At 73.1% G+C, this 12122-nt stretch carries 12 protein-coding genes; 7 read left to right on the forward strand and 5 right to left on the reverse strand.

The window, feature by feature from the left end; translation table 11 throughout:
* Nucleotides 1–92: 92 nt before the first annotated feature.
* A complete protein-coding gene (locus ACFWYM_RS00380) occupies nt 93–749 on the forward strand; it encodes a phosphatidylserine decarboxylase (RefSeq protein WP_384828281.1) in 657 nt (218 codons plus the stop codon).
* A complete protein-coding gene (pssA, locus tag ACFWYM_RS00385; protein WP_384828283.1) occupies nt 736–1596 on the forward strand; it encodes a CDP-diacylglycerol--serine O-phosphatidyltransferase in 861 nt (286 codons plus the stop codon). Before ACFWYM_RS00380 ends, pssA begins: the two co-directional genes overlap by 14 nt.
* A 107-nt stretch (nt 1597–1703) precedes the next feature.
* Here pssA and ACFWYM_RS00390 read toward each other — a convergent pair whose 3' ends face one another.
* The gene (locus ACFWYM_RS00390; protein ID WP_384828285.1) at nt 1704–2549 is read right to left on the reverse strand and encodes a PhzF family phenazine biosynthesis protein; all 846 of its coding nucleotides are present in this window, start codon (nt 2547–2549) and stop codon (nt 1704–1706) included.
* Nucleotides 2550–2709: 160 nt separating this feature from the next.
* Between ACFWYM_RS00390 and ACFWYM_RS00395 the strand changes: the two genes are divergently transcribed.
* Entirely contained in the window at nt 2710–3309 is a 600-nt protein-coding gene (locus ACFWYM_RS00395) for a TetR/AcrR family transcriptional regulator (RefSeq protein WP_384828286.1), read from the forward strand.
* A 33-nt stretch (nt 3310–3342) separates the two neighbouring features.
* On the opposite strand, the gene ACFWYM_RS00400 is transcribed toward ACFWYM_RS00395, so the two are convergent.
* Both ACFWYM_RS00400 and ACFWYM_RS00405 read right to left on the reverse strand, forming a co-directional pair.
* Nucleotides 3343–4356 carry a zinc-binding dehydrogenase gene (locus ACFWYM_RS00400; protein ID WP_384828288.1) on the reverse strand — a complete coding sequence of 338 codons (1014 nt, stop codon included), beginning with the start codon at nt 4354–4356 and terminating at the stop codon, nt 3343–3345.
* Nucleotides 4356–5564: an LLM class flavin-dependent oxidoreductase gene (locus tag ACFWYM_RS00405; RefSeq protein WP_384828290.1), complete on the reverse strand. Its 1209-nt coding sequence runs from the start codon at nt 5562–5564 to the stop codon at nt 4356–4358. Before ACFWYM_RS00405 ends, ACFWYM_RS00400 begins: the two co-directional genes overlap by 1 nt.
* Before the next feature lie 120 nt (nt 5565–5684).
* Here ACFWYM_RS00405 and ACFWYM_RS00410 point away from each other — a divergent pair, with 120 nt between their 5' ends.
* The 3 genes from ACFWYM_RS00410 to ACFWYM_RS00420 all read left to right on the forward strand — a co-directional run bounded on the left by ACFWYM_RS00410 (nt 5685) and on the right by ACFWYM_RS00420 (nt 9298).
* A complete protein-coding gene (locus ACFWYM_RS00410; protein WP_384828292.1) occupies nt 5685–6539 on the forward strand; it encodes a PaaX family transcriptional regulator C-terminal domain-containing protein in 855 nt (284 codons plus the stop codon).
* Between the two features lie 169 nt (nt 6540–6708).
* Nucleotides 6709–7551, forward strand: coding sequence for a mycofactocin-coupled SDR family oxidoreductase (locus tag ACFWYM_RS00415; RefSeq protein WP_384828294.1), 843 nt, complete (start codon nt 6709–6711; stop codon nt 7549–7551).
* A gap of 25 nt (nt 7552–7576) precedes the next feature.
* On the forward strand, nt 7577–9298 hold the full coding sequence (locus tag ACFWYM_RS00420; RefSeq protein ID WP_384828296.1) for an amidohydrolase: 1722 nt from the start codon (nt 7577–7579) through the stop codon (nt 9296–9298).
* Here ACFWYM_RS00420 and ACFWYM_RS00425 read toward each other — a convergent pair.
* Both ACFWYM_RS00425 and ACFWYM_RS00430 read right to left on the reverse strand, forming a co-directional pair.
* Complete coding sequence (locus ACFWYM_RS00425; RefSeq protein ID WP_384828298.1) at nt 9293–10567, reverse strand: sensor histidine kinase; 1275 nt, start codon at nt 10565–10567, stop codon at nt 9293–9295. The two genes, ACFWYM_RS00420 and ACFWYM_RS00425, sit on opposite strands and share 6 nt — an antisense overlap.
* Entirely contained in the window at nt 10564–11238 is a 675-nt protein-coding gene (locus tag ACFWYM_RS00430; RefSeq protein ID WP_384828300.1) for a response regulator transcription factor, read from the reverse strand. Before ACFWYM_RS00430 ends, ACFWYM_RS00425 begins: the two co-directional genes overlap by 4 nt.
* A 127-nt stretch (nt 11239–11365) precedes the next feature.
* On the opposite strand from ACFWYM_RS00430, the gene ACFWYM_RS00435 reads away from it, so the two are divergent.
* Nucleotides 11366–12118: a response regulator transcription factor gene (locus ACFWYM_RS00435; protein ID WP_384828301.1), complete on the forward strand. Its 753-nt coding sequence runs from the start codon at nt 11366–11368 to the stop codon at nt 12116–12118.
* The last annotated feature ends 4 nt before the right edge of the window (nt 12119–12122 follow it).

Here is a 12122-nt window from a genome sequence, read left to right on the forward strand (position 1 = left end):
TTGCCCAGTTGTGGCTCGCAACCGATACCATCCCGGGAAAAGCCGCCGTCCCCCTCTACGCAGCGCGGCATCATCCGCTACGAAGGTCATCCATGCCCCACAGCCAAACCTCTGCACCTCGCGACAGCCGGGCCGGCGTACGCCTCGCGCGCGGAGCATCGCCGTGGCTCCTGCCGACCGTCGCCACCGCGGCACTCAGCGTGGCCAAGGCTCGCCGCTCCAAGGGCGCGGCGGTGGTCGCCGTGCCGGCGACCGCCCTCGCGGCCGGAATGCTGTGGTTCTTCCGCGACCCGGAGCGTGAGATCACCCAGGGCCGGGTGATCTCCCCGGCCGACGGCGTGGTGCAGAGCATCATGCCGTGGAAGGACGGACGCACCCGCGTCGCGATCTTCATGAGCCCGTTGAACGTCCACGTCAACCGCGCGCCCCTCGCGGGCACGGTGACGTCCGTGGAGCACATCCCCGGCGGGTTCGTCCCGGCGTTCAACAAGGAGAGCGAGAACAACGAGCGCGTTGTCTGGCACTTCGACACCGAGCTCGGCGACATCGAGATGATCCAGATCGCGGGCGCCGTCGCGCGGCGCATCGTGCCGTACGTGCCGCAGGGCACGAAGGTGGAGCAGGGCGAGCGGATCGGCCTGATCCGCTTCGGCTCCCGCGTCGACATCTACCTCCCCGAGGGTGTCGAGGTGGACGTCGAGGTCGGTCAGAAGACCGTGGCTGGGGTGACTCGCATTGACCGTGGTTGATCCTGATACACAAGCGGGCTGGGTGCCCGAAGCCGCTGAGGACGACGCGGACGAGGAGATGCCTCTCTCGCTCCGCCTCTCAATAGCGGACACCCTCACGCTCGGCAACGCCACGTGCGGATTCATGGCGGTGTACTTCACCACCACCGGAATCCTCATCCCGCACCTGTCGGGCGACGAGTCGGGCATGGCCCGCAACAGCGCCGCCACCGCGGTGATCCTGATGCTGTGCGCGGCCGTCTTCGACCTCTTCGACGGGCTCGTGGCCCGCAAGCTGCGGTCGTCGCCGATGGGCGCGGAGCTGGACAACCTCTCCGACCTCATCAGCTTCGGCCTGGCCCCCGCGTACTTCGTGCTCGTGTACGGCATGGTCGCCAGAGACGCCCATGAGCGGGTCGCGGCGGTGGGCGCCATCGTGGTGCTGCTGGCGGTGGTGCTGCGGCTTGCGAGATTCTCCTGCGTGACGCTGCCGGACGGCACGTTCCAGGGCATGCCCTCGCCCTTCGGGGCGCTGACGGTGGTCTCGATCGTGCTCCTGGAGCTGCCCTTCGTGGCCACGCTCCTCGCGATCATCGGCACGGCCTGGCTGATGGTGAGCCGGGTCGAGTACCCGAAGCCGCGGGGTCCGCTCGCGGTGGCGATGCTCTCGTGGATCGTCGCGGCCATGGGGCTGCTCGCGGCCTGGGCGTTCGACGCGCCGGGCGGCCAGCTGCTCCTGCAGACCGGCTGCGCGCTCCAGCTCGTCCTCGGCGCGGTGATCCCCCTCTTCGCCACGGCGCGGCGGGTGAACAACTTCCGGGGCAACCGGCGGGAGGCGCGGGAGGCCGAGGCGGCACAGCTGCCGTAACGCCACTCCGGATTTCCGTACGACGCGAAGGGCCCGAACCATGTGGTTCGGGCCCTTCGCCGTTTCCTGTCCCCGCCGGGCCCCTTGCTGCCCTGCCGGTACGAGGATCAGTGCTCGATCCGGGTGGCCGCCCCGGACACCCGCACCCGCGGGTCCCCGGCCCGCAGCTCCACCTCCAGCAGGGAGGGGCTGCCCATGTCGTGGCCCTGGTGGACGGTGAACCGGGCGTCCGACGGGATCAGGTCCAGGGCGCGGAGGTAGCCGCCGAAGGCAGCCGCGGCGGCGCCGGTCGCGGCGTCCTCGACCACGCCGCCGACCGGGAACGGGTCGCGGGCGTGGAAGACGGTCGCCGACTCCCGCCACACCAGCTGCACGGTGGTGAGCCGCAGCCGCTCCATGAGCGCGAGCAGCCGCCCGAAGTCGTGGTCCAGGTCGGCGAGCCGCTCCCGGGTGGCCGCGGCGAGCACCAGGTGTTCGTTGCCGCCGAAGGCGATGCGGGGCGGCAGCGCCTCGTCCAGCTCGGCGCGCGACCACCGGAGCGCGGCGAGGGCCTCGTCGAGGTCGGCGTCCGCGACCTCCCGCACCCGCGGCTCGACGCTGGTCAGGGTGGCCCGCAGGGTGCCGTCCCGCTCCGTGACCGTCACCGGCACCGGGCCCACCGCCGAGTGGAAGAGGAAGTCGCCGGCCCCGGCGCGCTCGGCGAGGGCGACGGAGGTCGCGACCAGGGCGTGCCCGCAGAAGTCGACCTCGGCCTTGGGGCTGAAGAAGCGGACGGTGAAGGAGCGCGGGGCGCCGTCGGGGCCGGGCGTGACGAACGCCGACTCCGAGTAGCCGACCTCGGCCGCGATCGCGAGCATCTGCGGGTCGTCGAGCGCGGCGTCGAGGACGACTCCGGCTCGGTTGCCGCCGGCGGGGTCATCGGAGAAGGCGGTGTAGTGCAGTACGTGGGTCACGGCTTTCCTTCGCTGGGTGGGTGGCCAGGCTGGGGCAGCGAGCAGCGGCTGAGGGCAGCGAGCACCGACGAAGAGCACCGGCGCGGCGGCGAGACCGTCGTCGGCCTCGGCAGATCCTTGGTCAAGACCGACGGTCTCGTCAACGGATAGCCTTCACGTCATGCCCACGACGCCCGAACCCGGGCGGCGGCCGCACACCGGGCGGCGCCGCAACGAGGCCGCGCGGCAGGCGATCCTCGCCGCGACCCGGCGGCTGCTCGCCGAGAACGCGCCCGGCCGGCCGGTGACGGTGGACGCCATCGCCAAGGAAGCCGGGATCGGGAAACAGACGATCTACCGCTGGTGGCCGTCGAAGGGCGCCGTCCTCCTCGAAGCGCTCACGAGCCTCGCCCGCGACGAGGTCCGCACGCCCGACACCGGCGTGCTCGAGTCCGATCTGGCGGCCTTCCTCGGCGACATCTTCCGGGCGGGGACGGCACCGGACAACGCCGCCGTCCTGCGCACCCTGGCCGCCGAGGCGGCGCGCGACGCCCAGGTCGCCGAGCTGCTCCTGGGCTTCACCCGGACCCGGCGCGGCGCCCTCCGCACGCTCCTGGAGCGGGCCCGGGAGCGCGGCGAGGTGGCGCCCGGCACCGACCTGGACCTCCTGGTGGACCAGGCGTTCGGCGTCTACTGGTTCCGCTTCCTGTCGGGCCTCGCCCCGCTGACTCCGGCGGTGGCCCGCGAGCTCGCGCGCACGCTGGCACTGGGCGCCCGCTGACCTCACGACGCGGCCCTCTTTTCCGTGCGGTGGCTACGGCCGCACCAGCACCTTCACGTGCTCCTCCGGCTCCGCCAGCATCGCGAACGCCGCGTCGACGTCATCGAAGCCGACCTCCGCCGTGATCAGCGCTGCCGCGTCGACGGTCCCCTCCGCGATGCGGCGCAGCGTCGCCGCGAACTCCTCCGGCGGGTAGGCCATGCACATGGTGACGGTGATGTCCTTGTAGATCCCGACGACGGGCCGGAACACGTCCTCCGTCATGCACGCCCCGATGAGCAGCACCCGGGTCGAGCGGGGCGCCCGGTGGAGGACGGTGTTGAGCATGCCGGGCCGCCCGGAGCACTCGTAGACGGTCAGCTCCTGCCCGGCGGACGACGCCTCCCGCCACGCGTCGAAGGGGTCCCGCTCCCCGGGGTCCACGACGACATGCGCCCCGAAGCGCCCGGCGAGGGACCGCCGCTTCTGTGCGGGCTCCGATACGACGACGGGCGCGACGCCGCGCTCCAGCAGGGCCGCGGTGGCGCCGAGGCCGATGGGGCCCGCCCCGAGGACGAGGGCGCCGGAGCCGGGCGCGGGGTCCGCCCGCGCCACGTTCCCGAAGCCGACGGCGAGCGGTTCGGTGAGGGCGGCGACGCGTGGCTCGACGGAGGCGGGGACCGGCACGAGGGCGGCTTCCTGGAGTACGAGGCGCTCGCCGAAGCCGCCGGGAAAGGCGTTGGAGTAGCCGATGGTGCGGAGCGTGCCCGCGCCGTCGAGCGCCCAGGGGAGGCCCACCACGACCTGTCCCTCCCACTCCCCCGGGCCGAGCACCCGCGCGCACAGCTCGTGGCCCATCACCAGGTCCGCGTCCGGGTCGAAGAGGAAGGACTCCGTGCCCGAGTCGCGCGAGGCAGCGAGGAAGTCGGCGGTGTGCCGGGCGGCGGAGAGATCGGACCCGCAGATCCCGGTGGCCAGACTCTCCGCGAGCACCTGCCCGGGCCCCGGCTCGGGCTCGGCCACCTCGTCGACGACGAACCGCCCCCGCCGCAGCACAGCGGCCCGCATCACCGGCCCCCGCTCGCCACGGCCGCCCGCACCGCGTCCCCCATCGCCCCCACGAAGCGCTCGCTGTTCGTGTGGGCCCAGGCCATGGACGCGGTCCGGCCGAGGTTCGCGCCGGTGCAGTGCGGGATCACGTGTTCGGCGAAGAGTTCGTAGCTGCGGCGTCCGGCCTCGGGGGTGCACACGGGCATGTCGGCGATCAGGAGGGTGCCGAAGCCGCCGGTGGCCTCCGTCATGGCCTCGATGCGGGCGATCGCGTCCGCCGGGGAGCCGATGGTGGCGACGCCGAAGACCGGGTAGCCCTCGGTGGTCCACTGTTTGACCGCGTCGGCGGCGCTGCGCCCGTACGGGAGCGACTGGCCCGACAGGCCCTCCAGGTAGCGCACCACGTGCAGCACGCCGTACTCGGCCTGGGTGCGCGCCTCGGCCTCCGTCTCGGCGAGGTGCATCGGCAGGACCAGGCGCCAGGTGCGGCGGTCGGGGGTGTGACCGTGCTCGGCGCACGTCTGCTCGTAGACCGCCCAGTTCGCGGCGAGGGCGTCGAGCCCGGCGGGGGCGGCGGCCGCGAGGGAGAGCAGTCCGATGCCGTGCCGTCCCGCGTGCACGGAGCCGGTGGGCGAGACCGAGGACGCCACCGCCAGTTCGATGCCCTCGGGGCGGCAGGGGCGCAACTGGAGCCGGGCCTCGGCCAGTTCGAACCAGTCGGTGCGCGCGGTGACCGTCTCGCCGCGCAGCAGCCGGACGATCACGTCCAGGGCCTCGCCCATCATGGCGCGCTGCCGCAGCGGGTCGATCCCCATCATGAAGGCGTCCGAGGCCAGCTGCCCCGGGCCCGCGCCCAGCATGACGCGGCCCATCGTCTGCTGGTCGAGCTGCATGATGCGGTCGGCGAGGACGAGCGGGTGGTGGTACGGCAGCGAGTTCACGCCCGTGCCGAGGCGGATGCGGCGGGTGTGCTCGGCGGCCGCCGCGATGAAGACCTCGGGCGAGGCGACCGTCTCGTACCCGGCGGAGTGGTGCTCCCCGATCCACGCCTCGTCGAAGCCGAGCGCGTCGAGGTGGCGCACCAGGTCGATGTCGCGGCGGAGTTGGAGCGCAGGATTGCCGTCGATGCCGTGGTACGGGGCGTGGAAGGTGCCGAAGCGGATGGGGCCGCCCTGCGCCGCCGGGCCTGCGGGTTCTGCCGGTTCTGCCGGTTCTGTGGAGTGCACGCGTACGCCTTTCGCCGGAGACGATGTGTGACGTAATTTCGTGGTGCTCGCTCACTACGTCCTACATGGAGTGGTGTGCAGGGTCAACGGCCGGGACAACGGACAGGAGGCGGTGGGGAGTTGGAAGCGCCACGCACCCGGCGGCGGGGGGACGGCTCCCCGAGCGCCCGGTCACTGCTCCTGACGCTCCTCGGGGAGTACGTCCGCTACCCGGGCCATGAGCGGGTCTGGGCGAGCGCGGCCGTGGCGGCCCTGGGCTCCTGCGGGGTCCGCGAGCCCGCGACCCGCCGCGCCCTGGCCCGGCTCGCGGAGGAGGGCTGGCTGCGCACGGAGTCCGTGGGGCGCCGGGCCCAAGTCGTCCTGGAACCACGGCTCGTCGCGCTCCTCACCGCATGGACGCGCCGCCTGGAGCGCGCCGTGGAGGAGACACCGTGGCGCGGTACGTGGCAGCAACTCCTGCTCCGCGGGCCCGCGCAGAGTCACTCCCTGCTGGCGGAGCAACTCGCCTTCGAAGGCTTCGGCCCGCTCGGCCAGGGCGTGTGGATCGCGGCGGACACCGGGGGCGTGCCCGCCCTGAAGGCCCTGCTGCGCGAACAGGGGCTCGCCCCGCACGTGACCTGGCTGACCTCCCGTACCGAAGACGCGTCCGCCGACGCCGAACTGGTCTCCCGAGCCTGGGACTTGGCTGCGGTGCGCGCGGCCCACGAGGACTTCCTGCGGCGCTTCGCCGAGGCGGAGGTCGCAGCGGAGGTCGCGGCGGTCGCCTCGGGCGACGAGGAGGCGTTCGTGCTGCGCACGCGTCTCGTGCACGCCTGGCGCGGCACCTTCGCGCGGGACCCCCGGCTGCCCGCGGCGCTGCTGCCGGAGGGCTGGCCCGGGGACGCGGCCACGCGGCGGTTCGTCACGACGTGGCGCGCGCTGCGGGACCCGGCGGACCGGCACTGGGCGGCGCTGACCGGGACGCCGGACCGCTGATCGCTCAGGTCTCTCAGGTCTCTCAGGTCTCTCAGGTCTCTCGGGTCTCTCGGGTCTCTCATGAAGAGGTGGTCGCGCCAAGGAACAAGTGGTCGCGTCCGCCCGGGTGGTGACGTCCTCGCATCCCTGCGGTACGCCGGAACTACGCGGTGCGCGAAGGAGCCACGCCATGCCGGATGAGGAAGCACAGCGGACGAAAGGGCGTCTGGACGGCAAGGTGGCCTTCGTCACCGGGGCGGCCGGAGGGCTCGGCCACAGCCACGTCCGGCGCCTCGCGGAGGAAGGCGCCGACCTGGTCGTCGTGGACATCTGCCGGTCGATCGACACCGTGCCGTACGCGCAGTCGACACCGGAGGAGCTGTCCGAAGCCGTCGAGACGGTGCGGGGCCTCGGCCGCCGCGTCGTGGCGCGCGAGGCGGATGTGCGGGACCGGGCCGCCCTCCAGGAGGCGTACGACGCCGGGCTCGACGCGTTCGGGCGGATCGACGTCGTCGTCGCCAACGCCGGGATCGCGCCGCTGCTGGTGGAGGACCGGGTGCAGGCGTGGCACGACGCCATCGACGTGAACCTCACCGGCACCTTCCACACCGTCGAGGTGGCCATCCCGTCGATGATCGAGGCCGGGCAGGGCGGCTCGATCGTGATCGTCAGCTCCACCGCGGGCCTGGTCGGCATCGGCGGGGCCAGCAACGGCGGCCTGGGCTACGCCGCTTCCAAGCACGGCGTGGTCGGGCTGATGCGCTCGTACGCCAACAACCTCGCCCGGCACAGCATCAGGGTGAACTCCGTGCACCCGACCGGCGTGGCCACCCGCATGGTGGCCGACCCCGCCATGGCCGAGTTCGTCGCCCAGGACCCGATGCTGTCCGAGGGGGCGCCCAACGCCCTTCCGGTGGACACGATCGAAGCGGTCGACGTGTCCCACGCCGTCCTGTGGCTGGCCTCGGATGAGGCCCGCTACGTCACCGGCGTCACGCTGCCCGTCGACGCCGGATTCATCAACCGCCGCTGAGCCGCCGATCCGGAGGTGGAGCGCCATGTCCGAGCCGAGCACCGAGCCGAGCGCCATGACCGATCAGTACGCGGATCCGTACGCGGCTCCGCACGCGGACACGATTCTGGTGGGTGGGCGCGTCAAGACGCCGTCGGGCTGGGCCGAGGGGCTCACCGTGCGCGCCGGGGTCATCGAGACGGTCGGCGGCCGCGACGAGGTGCTGCGGCGGCGCGGGCCGGGGACGCGGGTCCTCGACCTGGCCGGTGCCACCGTGCTGCCGGGCCTGCACGACCTGCACGTGCACCCGGTGTACGCCGGGATCCGTGAACGCCGCTGCAAGATCCCGCAGGGCTCGGACCTGACCGACACCCTCCGTATCGTCGCCGAGCACGTCTCCCGGGCGGCCCCGGGCACCTGGGTCCTCGGCGGGCAGTGGGACGCGTCGGCGCTCGGCACCGTCCCCGACCGGACCATGCTCGACGCGGTCGCCCCCGGCCACCCCGTCGTCCTGGAGGACACCAGCGGGCACAGCTCATGGGCGAACAGCGCGGCACTGGAGGCCACCGGCATCGGCCCCACCACGCCTGACCCCGTGGGCGGCTTCTTCGAGCGGGACGCCGCGGGGAATCCGAGCGGCATACAGCGCGAGGCCGCCGTCGATCTCCTCGTCGCGGCGGCGCCCAAGCCTGCCGATGAAGAGATCGAGGAGGCGCTGGAGTGGTCCCTCGGCGAGATGCTCTCGTACGGGATCACGTCGTTCACCGAAGCGGCGGTCGGGTTCACCGCCGGACCGCGGGCCGAACTGCGCGCCTACACGCGGCTCGCCGCACGCGGCGCGATCAGGCAGCGCGTGCGCCTCTGCCTCGTGTGGTCCCCCGTCGACCCCGTGTGCGAGGACGTGATCGCCGCCCGCAACCTCTGCGCGAGCCCCCACCTCGCGCCGGACTGCGTGAAGATCTTCCTCGACGGGGTGCCGACCGACAGCCGCACGGCGGCGATGCTCGAGCCGTACAAGGACACGGCGGGACGCGACGACGAGGCCGGCCGGCACGGCATGCTCGCGATCGCCCCGGCGGTCCTCGACCATGCGGTGACCCGGTTCGACCGGATGGGCATCACGGTCAAGTTCCACGCGGCCGGCGACGCGGCGGTCAGGGCGGCACTCGACGCCATCGAGGCCGCACGCACGGCCAATGGCCATGGCCCCTGCATGCACAACGTGGGGCACAGCACGTTCGTGACGAAGACCGACATCGAGCGGGCGGCGCAGATCGGCGCCACGTTCGAGGTCTCCCCCTACCTGTGGCAGCCGTCCCCCATCTGCTCCGACATCGCGGCCGCCGTCGGACCGGAAGCGGTCGAACGCGCCTGGCCGGTACGGGAGATGCTCGCGGCCGGCGCGCCGGTCGTGGCGGGCTCCGACTGGTCCGTCGTGCCGTCGGTGAACCCGTGGTCCGCCATCGAGACGCTCGTCACCCGGCAGCGGCCGGGCGGCAGCCCCGACTCCTTCGGCGCCTCCCAGGCCATCACGCTGGACCAAGCCTTCGCCCTGTTCACGGCCAACTCCGCACGCCAGGAAGGCATGGCACACCGCATCGGGCACATCGAACCGGGCCTGCTGGCCGACCTCGTCGTCGTCGACCCGAACCCCTTCGAGGTGCCGATCACGCACGTGCACGCCACCGCGGTGAAGATGACGTTCGTCGAGGGCGACCTGGTCTTCGACGCGGGGGCGCGGCGGTCCGGCCCCGCTCGCTCCTCATGAGTGACCAGGCACCACCGGGCGCCCCAGCCGCACCTCTGGCCGGGGCGCCGCCCTCGGCCCCGCCGGGAACGAGACCGACACGGTGAGACCGCCGCCCGGGTTGGCGGTCGCCTCGATGGCGGCGCCGTGGGCATGCGCGATGGAGGCCACGATCGACAGGCCGAGGCCGGCCCCCTCTCCCGGCACCTGACGCCGGTCCTCCAGGCGGCGGAACGGCTCGAACAGCTCGGGCACCACCTGCGCGGGGACGCGCTGCCCCGTGTTGCTCACGCACAGGACACGGCCGCGCACCCGTACGTCGACGGTGCCGCCCCGCACGTTGTGACGGAGGGCGTTGCCGAGGAGGTTGGTGATCAGGTGGCCGAGCAGGACGGGGTCGCCGTCGACCGTGCCCGCGTCGCCCTCGTCCGTGCCGGTGCCGTGTTCGGCATCGGTGTGGACCTTGACCTCCGCCTCCTCGGCCCGTGGCGCCAGGCCGGTCACCGCGGTGTGCACGAGCTCCGCCAGGCACACCTGTTCCCGCCGCGTCAGGCCCCGGTCGGTGACCGACAGCAACAGCAGCCCCTCGATGAGCTGTTCGCTCTCCTGCGCCACGGCGATGAGGTGGCGCCGCACCCGGTCGACGCGCTCCGGGGTGGGGCGTGCGAGGCCGATCTCGGCGGCGGCCCGCTGCACGGCGAGCGGGGTGCGCAGTTCGTGCGCCGCGTTCGCGACGAAGCGCTTCTGGGACTCCATCAGCCGCTCGATGCGGTCGAGCATCTCGTCGAAGGTGTCCGCGAGTTCCTTCAACTCGCCCGGCGGCGCGTCGAGTTCGATGCGCTGATGGAGGTTCTCCGTCGAGAGGCGGCGCGCGGTGCTCGTGATGACGCCCACCGGCCGCAGGACCCGCCCCGCCATCCACCAGGCCAGCGCCAGGGACAGCAGCGCGAAGACGGCGAGCGCGATGCCCGAGTACGCCAGGAGGTGGTTCAGAACCGCGTCGGCCGCGCCCTGGGAGGCGAGATGGAACGTGCTGATCAGGTCGGCGGAGGGCGGCCGCCGCGGTCCGGGGGCGGGCGTGGCGCCGCCTTCGCGGGTGGCGGGGGCGGCTGCTCCGTGCCCCAGAGCGGTGCTGATGGTGCCGGTCAGGTCGTGGCGCACCAGCGCGTACACCAGGGCGACGAGGACACCGCCGGAGAGGAGCACGAGGCCCCCGTACAGCGCGGTGAGCCTGCCCCGTTCCCCGAGGAGCGCCCGCGCCGGCCGGCGCCCGGCCGCGCCGCCCCTCATGGATGCCCCGGCCCGCACAGGATGCGGTAGCCCGCGCCCGGCACCGTCTCCACGGCCGGGGGGTCGCCGAGCTTGGCGCGCACTCTGCTGACCAGGATGCGCACCGCGTTCGTCCGGTCGCCGGTGTCCCCCTCCCACACGCACCCGACGAGGTCGTCCGTGCGCACCGTCGCGCCCCCGGCCCGCATGAGCGCCTCCAGGACGGCGAATTCCTTGCGCGAGAGGGCGAGCGGGCGTCCGTCGCGGCTCGCCCGGCGGGCGGCCGGATCCAGGGTCAGGCCGCCCAGGCGGAGGGCCGGGGGCGGCGCCGGAGCGGCCCTCCGGCCGAGCGCCACGACGCGGGCGAGCAGTTCCTCGTACGCGAACGGCTTGGTCAAGTAGTCGTCCGCGCCCAGGCGCAGGCCCGCCACCCGGTCGTCGAGGGTGCCGGAGGCGGTGAGCATCAGGACGCGGGTCCTGCGCTCCTCGGCGACCAGGCGGTGGCAGATCTCGTCCCCGCCGACCACCGGCACGTCCCGGTCGAGGACGACCACGTCGTAGTCGCCGTGCCGGAGTTTGCGCAGCGCCACCGCGCCGTCGCGGGCCACGTCCACGGCCAGGGAGTCGTGGCGCAGGCCCTCGGCCACGAGATCCGCCAGGAATTCTTCGTCTTCCACGACCAGTACGCGCATATCAACCTGTCTACCCGAGAACCGCATTTCAGCGCCATAAGCTTTTTCTGTGCGGGAATTGAAAGGCGCTTTCCTGGGATGGTCGAGGCGCCGAAAGTCGGCTACAGGAAAAGACAGGTGCCGCATCATGAGCGATCCCAGCGCGCCGCGACCGCGCCTGCTCGTCGTGGAGGACGACGACCGGCTCCGTGAACTCCTGCGCGAAGGGCTGGAGTCGGAGGGGTTCTGCGTCGACGGCGTCCGTGACGGTGACGCCGCCCTGGCCATGCCCGAGCGGCATGACTACGCGGCCATCGTCCTCGACGTGCGCATACCCGGCCGCTCCGGCTACCAGGTGTGCGCGGAGCTGCGGGCCCGCCGGAACCGGACGCCGGTGCTGATGCTGTCGGCCAAGGACGGCGAGTACGACGAGGCCGACGGCCTGGACACCGGGGCCGACGACTACGTCACCAAGCCCTTCTCGTTCGTGGTCCTCGTCTCCCGGCTGCGCGCGCTCATGCGCCGCGACCGGCAGGAGCACATCGGCGTCATCGTCCTGGGCGATCTGCGCATCGAGCCGGAGTCCCGCTCGTGCGCGCGCGGCGCCGACCGCGTCACGCTCACCGCGAAGGAGTTCGACCTGCTGCACCACCTGGCGCGCCGGGCGGGCCGGGTCGTCTCGAAGGCCGACCTGATGGACGCCCTGTGGGACCGCCCGGCCGACGGCCTGGAGGCGGTGAACCTCGTGGAGGTCCATGTCCGGCACCTGCGGCAGAAGATCGACCTGCCGTACGGCTGCCGGTCCATCCGGACGGTCCGCGGCGCCGGATACGTGCTGGACCTGGACGGGGGCCGGGGCCGGCCCACGAGCCCGCCCCGGCCCCGGTACGACATCGGCTAGCCGA

The sequence above is a fragment of the Streptomyces sp. NPDC059009 genome, from assembly GCF_042740175.1.
In the GTDB taxonomy this organism is placed as follows: domain Bacteria; phylum Actinomycetota; class Actinomycetes; order Streptomycetales; family Streptomycetaceae; genus Streptomyces.